14 protein-coding genes are annotated in these 18,082 nt (G+C 66.8%); 5 read left to right on the forward strand and 9 right to left on the reverse strand.

What is annotated here, in order from left to right; genetic code table 11:
- The first annotated feature begins 165 nt into the window (after positions 1–165).
- A complete protein-coding gene (locus tag ACRDUX_RS02075) occupies positions 166–1,542 on the forward strand; it encodes an HNH endonuclease signature motif containing protein (protein WP_526410533.1) in 1,377 nt (458 codons plus the stop codon).
- Between the two features lie 6 nt (positions 1,543–1,548).
- Here the strand turns inward: ACRDUX_RS02075 and ACRDUX_RS02080 are convergent, their stop codons facing one another.
- From ACRDUX_RS02080 to ACRDUX_RS02100, 5 genes are read right to left on the reverse strand one after another with little or no spacing between them, the layout of a single operon-like run.
- Positions 1,549–2,994 (reverse strand): aminotransferase class I/II-fold pyridoxal phosphate-dependent enzyme, encoded by a 1,446-nt coding sequence (locus ACRDUX_RS02080; RefSeq protein ID WP_526410535.1) that lies wholly within the window; start codon positions 2,992–2,994, stop codon positions 1,549–1,551.
- Position 2,995: 1 nt separating this feature from the next.
- Complete coding sequence (locus ACRDUX_RS02085; RefSeq protein WP_526410537.1) at positions 2,996–4,171, reverse strand: amidohydrolase family protein; 1,176 nt, start codon at positions 4,169–4,171, stop codon at positions 2,996–2,998.
- Positions 4,158–5,465: a class-III pyridoxal-phosphate-dependent aminotransferase gene (locus ACRDUX_RS02090; RefSeq protein ID WP_526410539.1), complete on the reverse strand. Its 1,308-nt coding sequence runs from the start codon at positions 5,463–5,465 to the stop codon at positions 4,158–4,160. Before ACRDUX_RS02090 ends, ACRDUX_RS02085 begins: the two co-directional genes overlap by 14 nt.
- Positions 5,462–6,970 carry an amino acid permease gene (locus tag ACRDUX_RS02095; protein ID WP_526410541.1) on the reverse strand — a complete coding sequence of 503 codons (1,509 nt, stop codon included), beginning with the start codon at positions 6,968–6,970 and terminating at the stop codon, positions 5,462–5,464. The genes ACRDUX_RS02090 and ACRDUX_RS02095 overlap by 4 nt, the downstream gene beginning before the upstream one ends.
- 22 nt (positions 6,971–6,992) lie before the next feature.
- The gene (locus ACRDUX_RS02100; RefSeq protein WP_526410543.1) at positions 6,993–8,315 is read right to left on the reverse strand and encodes a type I glutamate--ammonia ligase; all 1,323 of its coding nucleotides are present in this window, start codon (positions 8,313–8,315) and stop codon (positions 6,993–6,995) included.
- A gap of 114 nt (positions 8,316–8,429) precedes the next feature.
- Here ACRDUX_RS02100 and ACRDUX_RS02105 point away from each other — a divergent pair, with 114 nt between their 5' ends.
- Together ACRDUX_RS02105 and ACRDUX_RS02110 are read left to right on the forward strand one after the other, a co-directional pair.
- Positions 8,430–9,230, forward strand: coding sequence for a class II glutamine amidotransferase (locus tag ACRDUX_RS02105; RefSeq protein ID WP_526410545.1), 801 nt, complete (start codon positions 8,430–8,432; stop codon positions 9,228–9,230).
- On the forward strand, positions 9,227–10,072 hold the full coding sequence (locus ACRDUX_RS02110; protein WP_526410547.1) for a MurR/RpiR family transcriptional regulator: 846 nt from the start codon (positions 9,227–9,229) through the stop codon (positions 10,070–10,072). Before ACRDUX_RS02105 ends, ACRDUX_RS02110 begins: the two co-directional genes overlap by 4 nt.
- 8 nt (positions 10,073–10,080) lie before the next feature.
- Here ACRDUX_RS02110 and ACRDUX_RS02115 read toward each other — a convergent pair whose 3' ends face one another.
- Both ACRDUX_RS02115 and ACRDUX_RS02120 read right to left on the reverse strand, forming a co-directional pair.
- Complete coding sequence (locus tag ACRDUX_RS02115) at positions 10,081–12,930, reverse strand: MMPL/RND family transporter (RefSeq protein WP_526410549.1); 2,850 nt, start codon at positions 12,928–12,930, stop codon at positions 10,081–10,083.
- Entirely contained in the window at positions 12,927–13,361 is a 435-nt protein-coding gene (locus ACRDUX_RS02120) for an MmpS family transport accessory protein (protein WP_526410551.1), read from the reverse strand. Before ACRDUX_RS02120 ends, ACRDUX_RS02115 begins: the two co-directional genes overlap by 4 nt.
- A gap of 240 nt (positions 13,362–13,601) precedes the next feature.
- On the opposite strand from ACRDUX_RS02120, the gene ACRDUX_RS02125 reads away from it, so the two are divergent.
- Positions 13,602–14,180: a TetR/AcrR family transcriptional regulator gene (locus ACRDUX_RS02125; protein WP_526410553.1), complete on the forward strand. Its 579-nt coding sequence runs from the start codon at positions 13,602–13,604 to the stop codon at positions 14,178–14,180.
- 70 nt (positions 14,181–14,250) lie between these two features.
- On the opposite strand, the gene ACRDUX_RS02130 is transcribed toward ACRDUX_RS02125, so the two are convergent.
- The gene (locus ACRDUX_RS02130) at positions 14,251–15,615 is read right to left on the reverse strand and encodes an MFS transporter (RefSeq protein WP_526410556.1); all 1,365 of its coding nucleotides are present in this window, start codon (positions 15,613–15,615) and stop codon (positions 14,251–14,253) included.
- A gap of 44 nt (positions 15,616–15,659) precedes the next feature.
- Complete coding sequence (locus ACRDUX_RS02135) at positions 15,660–16,556, reverse strand: PHP domain-containing protein (protein WP_526410554.1); 897 nt, start codon at positions 16,554–16,556, stop codon at positions 15,660–15,662.
- Positions 16,557–16,691: 135 nt separating this feature from the next.
- On the opposite strand from ACRDUX_RS02135, the gene ACRDUX_RS02140 reads away from it, so the two are divergent.
- Positions 16,692–17,948 (forward strand): MFS transporter, encoded by a 1,257-nt coding sequence (locus ACRDUX_RS02140; protein ID WP_526410558.1) that lies wholly within the window; start codon positions 16,692–16,694, stop codon positions 17,946–17,948.
- Positions 17,949–18,082 lie beyond the last annotated feature (134 nt).

The raw sequence follows: 18,082 nt of genomic DNA on the forward strand, positions 1-18,082 counted from the left end.
TGTGCGACGTGTGCCGGGTGTGCCGCGTTCGGGTGCATCTGGGGACACCACCGAGATTGCCCGCCTCTGAGCGACACCCGGGCCAGCCCAATTCCCTTGCATCACTTGAGTTTCAGGCGTCACAAAGCACGGTTTCTTGTCAGTGGGTCGAACTACTGTTCGGGTATGAGTTCGGGCACCCTCCACGACCGCGAGCAGATCGCCGCGGCCCTCGACGGGTACCTCACCGCCTTCGCCACACTCGCCGACATGTCCTTCGACGCCCTCACCGCAGCGGAACTGTTGACAGTTCTCGACAAGATGGAAGCCGTCTCCAGGCGCGCTCCGACAATCGGGCACCGCGTGCTCGCCCGCCTGCAGCGCGAAGCCTCCCCGGTCGCGTTGGGCGCGAAGTCGTGGCGCGACGTGTTGAAGATTCGGCTGCGGATCTCGGCCAAGGACGCCAACCGGCGCCTCGACGAAGCCACCGACCTCGGACCCCGGGTCGCATTGAACGGCGAACCCCTGGCCCCGAAGTTCGACAAGGTCGCCAACGCCCAAACCCAGGGCAGGATCAACGCCGAACACGTCGCGGTGATCCGCACCTTCTTCACCACACTCCCCGGTTGGGTCGACCCCACCACCCGCGAACAAGCCGAAACCACCCTGACCCGCGTCGCGGGCGGGTTCGGCCCCGACCAGTTGCGCAAGGCCGCCACCCACCTGGGCACCCTGATCGATCAGGACGGACCCGAACCCGACGACGCCGAACGCGCCCGCAAACGCACCATCACCCTGGGACCCCAACAAGCAGATGGCACCAGCAGAATCAGCGGCTGGATCGACCCACAGCTACGTGCCGTCCTCGAACCCATCCAGGCCAAGCTCGCCGCCCCCGGAATGTGCAACCCCGAGGACGACACCCCCTGCATCAAGGGCACCCCCTCCCAAGCCCAGATCGACGCCGACAGACGATCCTTCGGGCAACGCACCCATGACGCGTTCACCGCGATGGGGCGCAACTTCCTGTCCTCCGGAGAGTTGGGTCAGCACAACGGCCTCCCCGTGACGATCATCGTCTCCACCACCCTGCAGGACCTCGAATCCGGCCGTGGTTCCGCGGTCACCGCCGGCGGCACTCTGGTGCAGATGGCCGACGTCATCCGGATGGGCTCCCACTCCCACCACTATCTGGTGGTGTTCGACAAGCACACCAACGAAGCGTTGTACTTGGGTCGGTCCAAACGGATCGCCCCCGCCGCGCATCGGATCGTGCTGCTGTCCCAACAGCGGGGCTGCACGTTCCCCGGCTGCACCGTCCCCGGCTACGGCTGCCAAGTCCACCACATCAACGGCTGGGCCAAGAACAACGGCCAAACCAACATCGACGAAGAAGTACTGGCCTGCGGCCCCGACAACCGCCTCGCCGAAACAGGCTGGACCGTCCACATCCGCAACGGCATCGCCGAATGGACCCCACCCCCACACCTCGACACCGGCCAAGCCCGGATCAACTACTACCACCACCCCGAACGCCTACTCGCCGACCCCGACGACCCGTAGTGCGGGTCAGCGCACCACCTTCACGGACGCCATCGTCGGGTCCGAAACGCTGATGGGGTTGCCCGCGTCACGCAGTGCCGTCAGTAGCGCGAGCACGTCGGCGCTGAGGCTTTCCCCTGGCATCACCAACGGAATGCCCGGCGGATAGGGCGTGATGGCCTCGGCCGCAGTGCGTCCGGATGCCTGGGCCAGCGGCACCGACTCCTCAACCGCGAAGAACGCCTCCCGCGGCGTGAGCACCGTTTCCGGACGCACTGCTAGCAGGTCGGCGACCAAACCGGATTGCGAACCTGCGGGGCGCAGGCCGAAGTGCGCGGCGGCCTCGTCGAAACCCGTTACCAGACGGTCCATGTCGGCGTCGGTATTGCCGATCGTCGTGATGCACAGGACATGGCCCGTACCGCTCAGGTCCGGTTGGACGCCGTGCACGCGGTTGAGGCGCGCGACGACGTCTCTCGCGTCGGCGCCCAACCCCGCGGTGCCGATGAGCAGCTTCGTCTCGTCAAGTTGATGCAATCCGGTATCCGCGCCCGCGAGATGCTCGGACCGCAGGACGCTCAGCCCGGGTATGGCGGCCAGCCGAGATGCCGTGCGTCGTGCCCTCCCCAGGGTTTCATCGAGCAAGCGCTCGCCGTGCAGCATCATCTCCCGCCGCGCAAGGTCGATCGACGCCATGATCGCGAAGTGCGGGCTGGTGGTCTGGATCAGCTGCAGCACACGGCGTATCGATGCCGGATCGAGCTGGGCCGGGTCGACGTGCAACACCGCCGCCTGGCTCAGGCCCGACAGAATCTTGTGCACCGAATGCACGGTCGCCGCCGCGCCGGACGTCTCGCCCGGTGCCGGTAGGTCGGGATGGAACGCGAAGTGTGGTGAATGTGCTCCGTCGACAAGAAGTTTCGCATCGTAGCGGCGGCACAGCTCGGCGAGCGCCGCGATGTCGCCCGTAGTGCCGTAATACGTGGGGTGCAGAACCCACAGCGCCTTCGCGCCGCTCTCGACGAACCCCCGCTCGACCACGTCGGCGTCCAACCCGTGCGCGACGCCGAACCCGTCGTCCCAACGCGGTTCGAGCCAGATCGGTCGGGCGCCGACCTGTACCAGACCCGCGAGCACCGACTTGTGGGCGTTGCGCGCCACCAGAACCGGCTCGTCGGGACGCAGCGCCGACATGGCGACGGCGATGTTGCCACTCGTCGAACCCTGAACCAGGATGAAGCTCTGTCCGACGCCCCACGCGTCGGCGATGAGCCGCTCGGCTTCCAGGATCGGGCCCTCGGGGCAGTGCAGGGTGTCGGTGTCGGGCAGGTTGTTCAGGTCGAGGGCGGCGATGTGCTCGCGGAACCACGGATCCAGCGTCCGACCGCCCTTGTGGCCAGGGCTGTAGAACGGCGCCTGCCCCCGTTCGACGAAGCGTCGCAACGAGTCGAAGAGCGGTGCAGCGTCATGCATTTCAAATCCCATAGACCCGCTCGGCGTTGTGCACCCCGACCATGTCGACGATTCCGATGGCATCGTCGACGGTGCAATCGCCGGTGCGCACCCAGCCGCCGAGCACCAACCCCATTGCGCGGCGCCACAGCACAGATCCCAACAGGTGCAGTTCGGGCGGACCGAAGGCGTCGGAGGAGTACAGCTGCTTGGCGAACGGCGCCGTCTCGAGCGCCTCGGCGACCAGTCCTGTCGACCGCACGCCGAGATAGTTGATCGCCAGTCCCACATCGAAGTTCACGTGATCGAACGCCTGCGCCAGATAGCCCGACTGGCGCTGGAAGGGGTAGCAGTGCAGCAGCAGGACGGGCACGGGCGTCATGGAGCGCAGCAGCGGTAGCAACAGCATGGGATCGGTGCGGTGCAGATCCAGGTCGCGATCGCCGAAGCCGACGTGCACCTGAATCGGTAGACCGTGCGCCGCGGCCTCGTGCACGCCGAACGCGACCAGCACCGGGCTGTCCACCCGAAGAGGCTTGGATCGACCGCTCAGCTCGCCTGCGTGGGCGACGACTTCGGCATCGGTCGGCCGGGACCAGTCGACGTCGAAGCCGGTGCGGTAGGCGCAGATGGTCTTGGTGCCCACCACGTCCGGGCTGTCCACCGCGGTCCGCAGCGCGGCGCGGAAGGCATCAGGAAAGTCGGCAGGCGACGTGCCGCCCTCGAGCAGGTCTTCGGCGAGACGCTCGAGCCGGAGGATCTCCGAGGCCGGAACGTCGCTGAGCTTGGTGAGCTGCTCGGGGGTCGTGATGAGGTCGCCCTTGAACCCGGTGTCGACGATCCAGCGCCCGACGTTCGCGGCGGGCAGCATGATCCTGGCCAGCTCATCCGGGGAGAGCTCGCTGCGTCGCGCCCAGTAGTCGTCGGCGGCTGCGAGGGGATCGAGTCCGAGCAGCGGTGCGCACCACCGCCGGATGGAAAGACCCAGCGGCGAATCGAATTGGCTCATGAAGTCGGGAACGGGATCGGTCGAGCCCTCGTTGATGGCCGCCTCGAATGCGCCGCGGTCGACGGGTTCGTTGAAGTTGCCGTGCACGTGGTGGTCGATCAGTTCGACGGCGCGCAGGTGCTCGGCCAGCGCGTCGGGCACTTCCGCGTGCACGCGGTCGAATACGTCCGGGAGGTCACCAACCGGCATATCGTGCCACCTCCTCGGCATTCACCCTTCCCGCGGCCGCATCGGCGATGGCTGCGCCGAGGATCTCGACTGCCCGGCTCGCCTCGTCTTCGGTGAGCACCAACGGTGGCGTGATCTCCAGGACGTTGCCGCCGACGTAGTAGACGACCGCTCCCAACTCCCACGCACGGTAGACCACCTGGGCGGCGAGGCGGGGATCGCGGTCCCCCGTCTCCGGGTCGACGAGCTCGAGGCCGATCGCGAGGCCGCGCCCGCGCACGTCGCCGATGTGATCGGCTCCCGGCGATCCGGATAGCCCACGCAACCCGTCGGCCAGCAAGGCGCCGACCTTGGCGGCGTGTTCGGGCAGTCGGTCGGCCACGATGGTGGCCAGCACCGCGCGGCCGGCAGCCGTGCACACCGGATTGCCCGCAGTGGTGAGCAGCGCCGCCGCGGGAGGATTGTCGAGAATCTCCGCGGGCCCCACTGCCGCCGACAAGGGCAGACCGCCGCCGAGCACCTTGCCGAACGTCACGATGTCGGGTACCACGCCGTCGTGTTCAAAGGCATGCAGGGTTCCCGGCCTTCCGAGCCCCATCTTGACCTCGTCGCAGATCATCGGCACCCCGTGCCGGCGGCACAGCTGGTGCAGGCGCGCGAGGAAACCCTGCGGCGGCACGACAAGACCGCCGTCGGACAGAATCGGCTCGACGATGAGGCAGGCGATCGCGCCGCCACTCAGGTGCTGCTCGGCCAGCGCGAGGCAGGCGGTGACGTCGGCGTCGACATCACCGTGAGTTGGCCGAAAGGGGTTGGGGTAGGGCAGGAACACTGCGTCGGGGTCCGCGGGCACGCCAGCGTCGACGTGCACGCCCGACACACCCATCGCGACACCGACGCCGCCGTGGTAGCTGTGCTCGAACGCCATGATGGTGCGTCGACCACTGGCGTGCCTGCAGGCGCGCAACGCCACGTCGTTGGCGTCGGAGCCCGCGTGTCCGAGATACACCCGCCGCTCCCCGGTGCCCGGGACCAGTGCCAGCAGGTCTTCGGCCAGGCCCACCGAATCGGGGTGGACCGCCGACAGGCCGCCCGAACCCGGAGCCGTACGCACCGCGCGACTCACCGCCTCCACGATCGCCGGGTGCCCGTGGCCAAGCCCGCTGGCGGTCCACGTCGCCGAAAGGTCCAGCAGTTCACGACCTTCGGGGTCGACGAGCGTGGAGCCATGGCCCGACACGACCTCCAGCGGAAAGAACCGCAGCTTCTCAATGCCCGCGACAGCCGCCTCGTCACGGGCGTAGAGCGTGCTCACTCTGAGACCGACGGGCTGGCCGCTGTCAGGTCGAGCTCCCTCACCAGCGATTCACCGACCCGCTTGGCGATACGCGAGGCGGCGATCGCGATCACCAATCCTATTGCGCACCAGTACAATCCGAGCAGCGGTGCCGCCGACCACTCCGCGGCGTCCTTGACGTTGAACCACAGCACCACCAAGATCACCACGGCGCCCAGCAGCGGCAGCGCCAAGCCGAGCACCCTGCCCTTGCCGCCGTGCATGCGAGCGAACCTCGGCGCGCTGGTGAACCAGGCGGCGGCGATCTCGACCAGCAGATAGCAGACCATCAGGCACACCGAGCCCGCGACCGCGAACAGGAAGTAGGTGTTGATCGCAGGGTTGCCGGTGCCCATGTCGGGCCACCCGATGGCGCCGCAGATCAGGTCTACCACCAGCGCCAGACCGACCACCAGCCACGTGGCGAAGCGTGGGCCGCCGGTGCCCTCGTGGATCTGTGCCAATGCCTTCGGGCCGAAGCCGTCGCGCCCGAACGCGTAGAGCATCCGTCCGGAGGTCGCCGACGTGGCGAGGTGGCAGCCGAACGCCGACACGATCGCCGTGAAGATGATCAGCAGGCTGAACCACTGGCCGATGTACGTACTGCCCAAGTCGCCCAACGTGTTTCCCGAGCCGGCGAACGCTTCGAGGCCTGTTGCGTCGGTGCCGAAACCGACGACCTGGGCGAACATCACGACGACGAACAGCACGCCGGTCAGGATCAGAGTGCCCGCCAGCGCGCGCGGGATGTTGCGGCCTGGGTTGTCGGTCTCCTCGCCCATCGATGCGCAGGCCTCGAATCCCGCCCAGGACAGGAACGCCGCCACCACACCGCTGATGACCGCGGAACTGGAGACCCCGTCGAACGAGAACACGCTGAAGTCGACACCGGTCGACGGCGCGCCTCCGCGGGCGAAGATGACCACGACCAGCACGATCATCGACACGATGCCGATACCCTCGATGACGAGCAGGATCTTGCCCAGTAGCCGGACGTCACGGCCCGACAGCAGGAACGAGATCACCGCACCCACCACCACGACGGCCAGCCACGGCAGCTGATACGGGTTGTCGTTGCCGGGCTGCAACTTGGCGACGAAGGCGTTGACGAAGGCTGCCGTCAAGGCCAGGGTGCCGATGGAGAATCCCACGTACGCCCCGAGCATCGCGAAGCCGGAGAAGAACCCGGCCCGCGGCCCGATGGTGCCGCCCACCAAGCCGTACGCGGACCCCGCGTGGTTGAGGTGGCGGGTCAGCCGCACGAAGCTGTAGCCGACCAGCGACACCCCGATCAGGCCGATGACGAAGACCAGCGGAATGGACTTGCCGACGGTGGCGACCAGGCCCTGACCGTTCCCGGACATGGCCAGGGTCGGCCCCACCAGGGCGACCGACATCGCCAGCGCCACCCAGAATGGCAAGCGGCGGTGGGGCAGCTGGTCGGCTCCCTCCGATGGACTGGCCGACGACGTGCTCGTACTCATCGATGTCTCCTCTCGGGATGGGTCAACAACTCCACGCAAGGCGCAGCGCCCTGGTGGTCTCGGCAGGCGTTGAGTCGCCGAAAGTGGTTATCTCGTGCGTTCTTACCGCGACCAACGCGTCTACGACCGCCGGTGTCAGCAGCTCCGCGGCGGTCGCGGAACCCCGAAGCGCCTCGATCGCGGCCCGCTGCTCGGTCTGCAGCGGTGGCGGCGCCGCGGCCGACTGCGAGGGGTCTTCGGGGATCTCGGGCGGCAGGTCGAGTTCGCGGTCGATACCGCGCAGCGCACTACCGAGGAACGCGGTGGCAGCCAGGTAGGGGTTGGCGCTCGGATCGATCAGCTTCAGTTCGGCGTTGGCGCCGTGCGGGCTGCCAGGGGTGGCCGCGATGAACCGCACCGCCGCCTCGCGGTTCTCCAAGCCCCAGCACGCCGACGCACCGGCCCAGTTGCCGGGTTTGAGCCGCAGTGCGGACACCGCCGAACCCGCGTAGACACCGATGAGGTCCGGCAGGGTGTCGATGACGCCTGCGATGGCGGACCCACCGGCGGCCCGGAGGCCGCGCGGCCCCTCTCCGCCCGAGAAGAGCGGGCCTCGATCGTCGGCCAGTGACAGGTGCAGATGGGCCCCGTTACCCGCGCCTCCCTCGAAGGGCACCGGCGAGAACGAGATTCGCAGCCCGTGGCGTGCCGCCACCCTGCCAAGCACGATCCGCGTCAGGATCACGGCATCGGCCGCGGCGACGGGCGTGGTCGGCGCCAGCGAGACCTCGAGCTGATCGTGGCCGTACTCGGTATGGATCTGTTCGATGCTCAACCCGGCCCGCTCGGCGGTGGTGGCGAGGTCGACCAGGAACGCCGAGCGGTCCAGCGACGTGCGGATGCCGTAGGGCGACCACGGGTCGGTCGTGGCCTGGTTGGCGTCGGGTGCCAGCATCGTGGCTTCCAGTTCCGCGCCGATGAGGGTCGTCAGGCCACGATCGGCGGCCGTTCGTTCGGTCCGCGCCAGCAGGGACCGCGGACACAGTGGCGCCGATGCGCCCTGCTGGTCGGTGAGATCACCCGGCGCCCACGCGATACCGGCATCGATGACGCGCACCTCGGCCGGGTCGATGCGGATCCGCAGGTCCCCTATGACACCGATGGTCGGCGTGAAGGCGATGCCACTGTCCACGCAGAAGACGCTCCACGACGGCGACACGCCCATCCCGGAGCGCTGGAAGTCACCCAGTCTTCGCAGGGGGACGTACTTGGCCCTGGTCACGCCCGCAAGGTCGGTCACCGAGCCTGCGACGAGCTCGACGCCGTCGGCGCGCAGCTCCTCGATACGGTCTTCCACCACGGGCATGGAACCTCCTTCGACGCGTGAGTCTTCTGGAAAGCTATGTCATGAATGTTTCAGAATGTTTAAATTCGACGCTTTAGGATTGATTCATAAGATTTCAGAACGGAGGATGCCTGCATGTGCCGCCTGCTTGGTGTCGTCTCCGCAGCATCCGTGTCCGTCGCCGATGCCGTCGGCGAGAACGTGCTCAAGGACTTCGTCGCCCTGACGAAGGTGCACGGCGACGGCTGGGGTGTCGCCGCCGTCGAGCGCGTCGGCGACTCCCCGCGGGTCGAGGTGTCTGCCGGCACCGCACTGGACGATCCACTCTTCGCCGCCGCCACCGGTGACCGGCGGTCCGCTGCCACGCTGGTGCACCTGCGCTGGGCCACGAGCGGGCTCGCGGTGCGGCCGGAGAACTCCCATCCCTTCGTCGCCGACGGCCTGGCGATGGCCCACAACGGGTCGATCAAACCGATGGGCCCGCTGGATGGCCTCCTCGAGGAGGATTTCGCCGCGTCCCTTCGCGGGACCACCGACAGCGAACGGTACTTTGCCGTGATCCGTCAATACCGCCGCACTGCAACGAGTCTCGCGGATGCCGTGCGGCGGGCGGTCGCCGAGCTACGGCAGCTCTACCCCGATGCCTGCCTCAACGCGCTCGTTCTCGGCGAGGACCAGCTGATCGTCGTCCATGCGCACGCCCGAAGCCGCCTGCTGGCCGAGGACGTCGAGGAGATCACCGCCGCCGACCTGCCCGCCGAACACCTCGAGGACTACTTCGCGTTGCGCATCGCACGCCCGACCGACGACACGGTCGTCATCGGATCCACCGGCTTCGGTGACCTCGACTGGCAACCGTTGCCGCCGGAGTCCGTGGTATCCATTTCGTTGCACGACCTTTCGGTGTCGCTGCTGCCACTGGCGGACGATCGATGACGGTGTCCGAACGTGCGAGTGCCGCGCTGCCGACGCTCAGCAAGGCGGAGCGGCGGGTGGGACGGGCCCTACTCGCCGACTACCCGAGCGCGGGTCTGGCCAGCGCCGCCCGCCTCGCCGAACGCGCCGAGGTCAGCCCACCGACCGTGCTGAGGTTCGCGCAGTCCCTCGGCTACGACGGGTTCACCGATCTCCAGGTCGCGTTGCGCGCCGAGTTGACGGAGCGCTCCAACGGTCCGATCACCCGCCTGTCGACGGCGCCCGCCGCAGGCAGTCCGCTGGCCGCCCTCTTGAAGCAGGCCCGCGCCCAGAATGACCGTGCCGCAGAGACACTCGCCGAGTTACCGGCTTCGGCGGTAGATGCTGCCGTGGCGCTGCTCTCCGACACCACCCGACCGCTGCACCTGCACGGCGGCCGGTTCTCGCACCTGCTGGCCATTTACCTCGCCGCCCACCTCGAACAACTGCGCCCTGGGGTGCGATTGCTGGCCGACCCCGGCGGCCGCGATCTGGGCGCCATGATCGAGCTGACCCGCCGCGACGTGGTGGTGCTGTTCGACTATCACCGATACCAGCGCAGCGTCGCCGACCTGGCGGCCCGGGTACACCGCGCGGGTGCGACCGTCGTGCTCATCACCGACGACCTGGCCTGCCCCGTGGCGCCGGAGGCCGAAGTCGTGCTCGCCGCGTCAAGCACGGTGGGCACCACCTACCAGAGCATGGCCGCCGGCTTCCTTCTCACCGAACTGCTCATCCCACTGGTGATGGACGCGATCGGAGAGCCGGCCCGCACCCGGATGGCGCTGTGGGAGGAACAGCGGCGGTCCGAGCTGTTGGGGTGAACGACGCGTCATCCGGGCCGCCCGCCCGACCCGGCCGCCAGCACGCTGGGTCGGCGGGCGGGTCGAGTCCGGACGTTCTGCGGCCACCAGAACCACCGGCCCATCAGCGCCGCGATGGACGGTGTCAAGAAGGACCGGATCACGAGGGTGTCGACGAGAAGACCGAGACCGATGGTGGTTCCGACCTGAGCCATCACCTTTAGGTCGCTGATCGCGAACGACATCATCGTGAACGCGAACACCAGACCGGCCGAGGTCACCACGCTACCGCTGCCCGCGATCGCCCGGATGATGCCCGTCTTCAGCCCGGCGTCGCGTTCCTCCTTGAACCTCGACACCAGCAGCAGGTTGTAGTCCGACCCCACCGCCAGCAAGATGATGACCGACATCGCCAGGACCATCCAGTGCAGTTCGAGGCCGATCACGTGTTGCCACAACAAGACTGACAGCCCGAACGACGCGGCCAGTGACAGCGCCACCGTGCCGACGATCACCAGCGCGGCGACCGCTGCTCGGGTGATGATCAGCATGATGACGAAGATGAGGCAGAGCGCAGAGACCGCGGCGATGACGAGGTCGTAATTGGAGCCATCGCGCATGTCCTTGTAGGTCGCCGCGGTCCCGCCGAGGTAGATCTTCGAGGTCTCCAGGGGAGTTCCCTTGATCGCCTCGAACGCGGCATTCTTGATTTCGTCGACGTGCGAGATTCCCTCCGGCGTCGCGGGATCACCCTGGTGGGAGATGATGAATCGCACCGCCTTGCCGTCCGGAGAGATGAACTGCTTGAGGCCTCTCTTGAAGTCGGGGTTGTCGAAGACTTCGGGCGGCAGATAGAACGAGTCGTCGATCTTGGAGTCGTCGAAGGCTCGGCCGATGGCATTGGGATCCGACTGCTGCCTGTCTTGCAGGCTTTGCTGACCCTGCTGCGTCGCGTAGTTCGTCAGGATCTGATTGCGGTTGGTTTCCTGGCTGGCGATCTGCGGAGGGAGCAGCGCGAGCAGTTTGGGTTGCAGCGCGTTGATCTTGTCGAGGCTGACCGTGGTGTGCCCGAGCAGGTCGGTCAGTTCGTCGATTCCGTCCAACGCGTCGAAGATGGACCGCGTGGTAAAGCAAACGGGGATGTCGTAGCAGTGCGGTTCCCAGTAGAGGTAGCTGCGGATGGGCCTGAAGAAGTCGTCGAAGTTCGCGATCTTGTCCCGTAGTTCGTTGGTGACGGCGACCGTCTGCTTCAAGTCGTCGGATTGTTCCTGTTGCGCGGCAGCACTTTCCTTCTGTAGCGCCAGCTGTTGGCGCAGGATGTCGATCTGGTGGTTGATGTCGGCTGCCTGCGTCAGCAGGTCGGCCGTGCGATCTTGGCCGTAGGACTGGCCGAGCTTCTGGTTGACTCCCTGCTGGCCAACGATGTACGGGATGGAGGTGCCGTCGATCGGCGTGCCCAAGGGGCGGGTGATCGTCTGCACCCGGGCGATGCCGGGCAGATGGAAGACATCCTTGGCGACCCTGTTGACGATGAGCATGTCAGTGGAGTTGCGCAGATCGTGGTCGGCCACCAGCATCAGCACCTCGGGGTTGAGCCGGGCTTGAGGGAAGTGCCGTTGTGCGGCGGCATATCCGATGTTCGCCTCGACGTCCGCCGGAAGGTAGCGCTTGTCGTCATAGCTGGTGGTGTAGGACGGGAGCGCAAGCAGGCCAACCAGGGTGACCGCAGTCGACGCCACCAGGATGGGGCCGGGCCAGCGGACCACCGCCGTCCCGATTCGCCGCCACCCCCGAGTCTTGGTCTTTCGTTTGGGGTCCAGCAAGCCGAACCTGGAGGCGATGGTCAACAACGCCGGCGCCAAGGTGAGCGCCGCCATCGTCACGACGAACATGCCGATTGCCAGGGGTATACCCAGGGTCTGGAAGTAGGGCAGTCGGGTGAAGTGCAGGCACAGGGTCGCCCCGGCGATCGTCAGCCCGGATCCCATGACGACGTGAGCGGTGCCGTGGTACATGACGTAGAACGCGTTCTCACGGTCTTCGCCGAGGTTGCGCGCCTCGTGGTAGCGGCCGACGAAGAAGATGGCGTAATCGGTGGCTGCCGCGATGGCCAGCAATGTCAGGAGGTTCACCGCGAAGGTGGACAGCTCGATGAGGTGGTAATACCCCAGGAACGCGACCATGCCGCGCGCAGCGGCCAGCTCGAGCATGACCACGAGCATCACCAGGAGCACGGTCACGATCGAGCGATAGACGAGCAGGAGCATCACCAGGATGACCCCGATGGTCAACGCCGTCACGAGCTCGAGGCTCTTGTCCCCCGCGTGCTGCTGATCTGAGTTCAACGGTCCCGGGCCGGTGACGTAGACCTTCAACCCCGGTGGTGGCGGATGGTTGGCGACGACGTCTCGCACCGCCTGCACGGATTCGTTGGCCAGTGTCTCACCCTGATTGCCGGCGATGTACAGCTGAACGTATGCCGAAAGGTTGTCCGCACTTTGTGAACCCGACGAGGTGAGGGGATCGCTCCACAGGTCCTGGATGTGCTGGACGTGGGTCTTGTCCTTTTCCAGGTCTGCGATCAGCCCGTCGTAGTACTGATGGGCCTCGGAGCCAAGGGGCTTGTCGCTCTCCAGGACGATCATCGCCGAGCTGTTCGAGTCGTATTCCTGAAACAGCTCGCCGACCAACTTGGTGGCTTGCAAGGATGGCGCGTCATTTGGGGTCAGGGACGTCGAGTTCGCGGCTCCCACGGCCTCCAACTGGGGCACCACGACGTTGAGGACGGCGGTCACTGCCAGCCAGGCCAACAGGACCGGTACGCAGAACAGCCGCAGAAGTCGAGGGACCCGGGAACGGCTGATATCGGGATCGCTCATGCCGACTTCACCAAGCACGAGGTTTGAGCGTTCACTCCGGCCGACGTCTGCTCGTCTCTGACCTCGTCGTCGACGATGACGCGGCAGCTGATCCGGTCGCCATCACCTTGGGCAATGATGGTGGCGCTGGCGGCCGGTTTGGTGGTCTTCAACGTGATCGACCAGGGCAGGGGTGCGTCGTCGACCCGTTGCGGGTTCGAATCGAGGTCGAGGTAGTTGATGGTCGCCACAGCGCCGTCCGTTCCGGAGATCTCATAGGTCACGACCTTTGGGTTGAATGGCTCGGCGTCCTCGGCGAGACCGGCGCCAGGGCGGGTGGTCTCGTTGTTCGACCCGAACAGGCCGTGCATCCGGTACACCACGACGCCGGTGAGCGCGACCACCACCACGATGAGCAGCGGTATCCAGGCCCGCTTGAGAATCCCGACCACTGAGGCCCTTCCGTTGCAATGACCGCGCTCACCGCGTGATGACGGAGCCGTCTTTCGCGGATGTCATTGCGCGGCAGCACGATTATTTGATTAGTCGATCGAACAATAAACGGTGGGATGATGTTGAGCAAGCCGAACGGCTAACTTAAGTTAGGCGCGCGCTCTGCCGTATGGACGACTTCGCTCACGACGCGGGGCTACCCTTGCTCGCGTACACGGCATTCGGAAAGGGGCGAACGGTTGGCGAAACCCACGGCACCGCGAGGCCTGGCCCGTGGGCGGGTCCTTGAAGCCGCGGTGACCTTGTTCGCCGAGCACGGGGTGCACGGCACATCGCTGCAGATGATCGCCGATCGCGTCGGAGTCAGCAAAGCCGCGGTGTACTACCAATTTCACTCCAAGGAAGACATCGCCCTGGAAGTCATCCGCCCGTCCATCGAGGACATCGCCCGGTTCATCAGAATCGCCGACGCACTTCCCGACGCACAGCAGCGGCGCGCCGTCGCTGTGAGCGGGTTGGTCGAAATGGTGGTGCGGCACCGAAAGTTGGCCGTCATGTTCTACGGCGACCCGGCCATCGATCAGTTGGTGCTGAATGAGCCCGACTTCAAGGCGGTGGCCGATCGACTCCGCGAGCTGCTCGAGGGACCAGATCGCAACACTGTCGACCGGATCGCCTTCTCGGTGTTCTTCTCCGGGGTCGGCAAGGCCGCAGCCGATCCCGAGTTGGCCGATATCGACGACGCCGACCTGCATAAAGCGCTACTCGACCTGTCCGGCCGAATTCTCGCACCCACCACCGAGGACGTTGCGCGGTAGACATGGCCTTCGACCGTGCGGACGGACGACGTCAGCCGCTGGGCAACCGCGCGACCCGACAACCCCTGCACTAGGCAGCGGTCACCGAGGCGCCCGCGTCGTGCGGCAGCCTGAGCGTCTCGACGATGGTCACCACCATCAGCGCGCCGAGAGCCAGAAACGTCCAGGAGTATGCGGCGCCCGGGGCGTGGCCAAGGCTGGTGGCCAGCGGGGTGAAACTGCTCAGTGCGAGCGCGCCGACGGCGATACCGAGACCGGTGGCCAGTTCCTGCACCGAGGCATTGAGGGTGTTCGCATTGGTCAGCTCGTCGCCATCCACGTCCGAGAAGGCCAGGCTGTTGTAGGCCGTGAAGCCCGTCGACCGCAGTGCGCCGCTGACGAACAGGATGGCGGCCATCACCGCGATGGGCATGCCCGCGTGCAGGGTCGCAAGAAGCCCGAAGCAGCCGACCGACAGCACGGCGTTGACCAGAAGCACCCGACGAATTCCGTACCGCCGCATCAGTGGTGTCGTCGCAGGCTTGATCGCGAGGTTGCCTGCGAACAATGCCGCGACCATCAACCCGGCGGCCAGCGGCGTCCATCCGAAGACCAGCTGGAACTGCAACGGCAACAGGAACGGCACCGCACTGATGACGAGACGGTAGAGCGATCCGGCCGACACCGTGATCCGCAGGCTCGCAACCCGCAACACCCGCAGTTGTACCAGCGGGTACCGGTAGCGCAGCAGGTGCCAGGTCGCAGCCGCGAGCAGGACGATCGCCAAGGCGAAACCCAAAGCCACCAGCAGCCAGTTCGACTCGCTGAACCGGACGCCCTCGAGCGCGATCAACGCCGCGGCGATGCCGGTGCCGAGCGCCAGGAGGCCACGCCAGTCCAGTGGCCGTGGCGCAGGGTTGGCGTCGCCACGGATCAGCCTGAGAGCCAACAGGAATCCGATGATCCCAATGGGAATGTTGACGATGAAGATCCATCTCCACGACCCGACGGTCGCGATCGCACCGCCGAGTACCGGCGCGACAACGGGAGCCGCGAGCGCGGGCCACGTGAGCAGGGCGATGGCCCGCACCAGATTGGCCTTCCCGCTGAACCGCAGGACCGCGAGGCGGCCGACGGGCACCATCATCGCGCCGCCCACCCCCTGCAGCATGCGCATGGCGACGAGCATCGGGAGCGTGACACTGAATGCGCACCCGATCGACGCCAGCGTGAAGACGGCGATCGCAGCGGCGAACACCGGCCGCGGGCCGAACCGGTCGGCCACCCAACCGCTCGCAGGAATGAGCACCGCGACGGTGACGAGGTAGGCCGTGATGGCCACGTTGACGTCGATGGGGCCGACCCCGAACGACTCGGCGATCAAGGGAATCGCGGGGGTGATGATCGTGGCGTCCAGGATCTCCATGAAGAACGCGCCTGCGACCAACAGCGCCATCCCCCTCGGGAACTGGGCGGAAGACGCGGACGGCTCTGCCGGCATCAGCGGCGCCAGAAGTCGTACTCATCGCGGCCGGGCCGAAAGCCCGCGGCCGCGACGATGTCCACCGCCACGTCGAACAGCGCCCCCACCCGCAGGGGTACGTGCGCGTCGCTGCCGAACGAGACCGCGTCACCACCCTCCTCGTACCACCAACGCATCAGCGTCGCCGATGCGAGCGGGCTCCTGGTGTTGAGCTCCAGTGCGCGACCGGAACCGGCCAGCGCGCGGAAGACGGTGCGGTACTCCTCCTCGTAGTCGCCCTCGCGGTACTCCCCCACCCGCGCGGTCGGCCAGGACCGACGCGGGTAGTCGCAGTGCGCGAGGACCTGGAAGGCATCGGAGTTCTCGACCAGGCGCAGCAACTCGGCGAAGTAGTCGCGCATCACGACGTCGGGGGGCAGCCGCCTCCGCCCTTCCCCGTCGCTTCGCTTGCCCCGAAGCACCCCGTCGACCCCGACCACGCGTCCCTCGTACACGACCGAGTGCAACGAGCCGAGCACGCGGTCGAACCGTCCCCGCGCGAGGACGGCGGCGACGCTGCCCGCGAAGTGGTGCGGTTCGCCAGCCTCGATACCCGACAGGATGCGCAACTCGGGGAATCGGGCCCGGCAGGTCTCGATGCTCGTCAGGTAGCCCTCGACGTCGAGGGGCCGTACCCGCTCACGCGTGGCGATGTGCGCGGCGCCGCACGGGGGATTGTCGTGCGCACCCCACTCGGTGAAGTCGACGTGCTCGGTGAACGCGATGGCAGGCAGCCCCACCCGCACGGCGCGTGCGCAGGTCCGCTCCATCGAGGACTCCGCGCCGGTGTCCCAAGAGAATTGGGAGTGGACGTGGTTGTCGGCGGGCAGCATCGTCGTCAACGGACCCACGATGGCTTCGTCTCGGTCAGGCACCGTGACAGTGTCCACGGCCTGCAGGCGTTGAGCACCTCCGGCGTCCCCTCGAGCCAGCCGCGGCCCGTCGCCACGGCCACCGATACACAGGAAATTGGCAGGTAAGCGAGCCGGATCACGGGGAACTCCGTGGCGGTGGCGAGCACACCGTTGACCTCTGACCAGCGCAACTCCTTCATAGCCACCCAGCTCGGCTGGACGATGGACGCCTTCGACTACTTCATCGTGGTACTGGTCTACGCGGACATCGCCAAGACGTTTCACGTCTCCATGACCGAGGTCGCCTTCCTGACCACCGCCACGCTGTTCATGCGACCGGTCGGCGCTCTGCTGTTCGGTCTCTGGGCCGACAGGGTCGGTCGCCGCATCCCACTGATGGTGGACGTTGCCTTCTACTCCGTCGTCGGATTCCTCTGCGCCTTCGCACCCAACTTCACGGTCCTGGTGGTTCTCCGCCTCCTGTACGGCATCGGGATGGGCGGCGAGTGGGGGTTGGGTGCAGCCCTGGCGATGGAGAAGATCCCCGTCGAACGGCGTGGGTTCTTCTCGGGTCTGCTGCAGGCCGGTTACTCGATGGGGTACCTCCTGGCGACGGTCGCGTCGTTGGCGGTCATCGACTGGCTGGGCCTGTCCTGGCGATGGCTGTTCGCCCTGTCGATCATTCCCGCACTGATCAGTCTGATCATTCGGTCCAGGGTCCGCGAGTCCGAGGTCTGGGAGGCCGCGCAGGACCGGATGAAGCTGACCAGCACCAAGATTCGCGACGTACTGGTCAATCCCGTCATCGTGCGCCGCTTCGTCTACCTCGTCGTCCTGATGACCGCGTTCAACTGGATGAGCCACGGCACGCAGGACGTCTATCCGACGTTCCTGCAGGCCACCCACAGCGGGGGCGCCGGACTGTCGAGCGAGACCGCGAAGCTGATCGTGGTGATCTACAACGTCGGCGCGATCATCGGCGGGTTGACGTTCGGCACGCTCTCACAGCGTTTCGGCCGCCGCTACACGATCGTCTTCTGCGCCGTGCTTGGTCTGCCCATCGTGCCGTTGTTCGCCCTGTCCCACACCGCGGCGATGCTGTGCCTTGGCGCCTTCCTGATGCAGGTCGCGGTGCAGGGCGCCTGGGGTGCCATCCCCGCTCACCTGACCGAGATGTCCCCCGACGCGATTCGCGGCTTCTATCCTGGCGTCACCTACCAACTGGGCAACCTGCTGGCGGCCTTCAACCTGCCGATCCAGGAGCACTTGGCGGCCACGCATTCCTATCCGTTCGCGCTGGTCGTCACCATCGTCCCGGTGCTGATCGCCGTTGCGCTCCTGACCCTGATCGGCAAGGACGCCACCGGAATTCGGTTCGGTACGGAGCAGAGCGCCTACACGGTGGCCCGCTGATCAGCGACCCGGGGCGCGGCTTCAACGGTGACCAGGTCGAGACTCTCGAGACGCCGCACCAACAGGCTGGGCAGCCATCGCCCAACGTGCGCTGCCTCGATCGTCGACGTGGCGTCCAGCAGTGAACCGAGCAC

It is taken from the genome of Mycobacterium sp. (genome assembly GCF_050701675.1).
Lineage (GTDB): Bacteria > Actinomycetota > Actinomycetes > Mycobacteriales > Mycobacteriaceae > Mycobacterium.

Coding starts and splice junctions, on each gene's coding strand:
- ACRDUX_RS02080 (WP_526410535.1), bottom strand. CDS start 2,994: ATGCATGACGCTGCACCGCTCTTCGACTCGTTGCGACGCTTCGTCGAA.
- ACRDUX_RS02100 (WP_526410543.1), bottom strand. CDS start 8,315: ATGCCCGTGGTGGAAGACCGTATCGAGGAGCTGCGCGCCGACGGCGTC.
- ACRDUX_RS02115 (WP_526410549.1), bottom strand. CDS start 12,930: ATGAGCGATCCCGATATCAGCCGTTCCCGGGTCCCTCGACTTCTGCGG.
- ACRDUX_RS02105 (WP_526410545.1), top strand. CDS start 8,430: ATGTGCCGCCTGCTTGGTGTCGTCTCCGCAGCATCCGTGTCCGTCGCC.
- ACRDUX_RS02110 (WP_526410547.1), top strand. CDS start 9,227: ATGACGGTGTCCGAACGTGCGAGTGCCGCGCTGCCGACGCTCAGCAAG.
- ACRDUX_RS02130 (WP_526410556.1), bottom strand. CDS start 15,615: ATGGCGCTGTTGGTCGCAGGCGCGTTCTTCATGGAGATCCTGGACGCC.
- ACRDUX_RS02085 (WP_526410537.1), bottom strand. CDS start 4,171: ATGCCGGTTGGTGACCTCCCGGACGTATTCGACCGCGTGCACGCGGAA.
- ACRDUX_RS02075 (WP_526410533.1), top strand. CDS start 166: ATGAGTTCGGGCACCCTCCACGACCGCGAGCAGATCGCCGCGGCCCTC.
- ACRDUX_RS02095 (WP_526410541.1), bottom strand. CDS start 6,970: ATGAGTACGAGCACGTCGTCGGCCAGTCCATCGGAGGGAGCCGACCAG.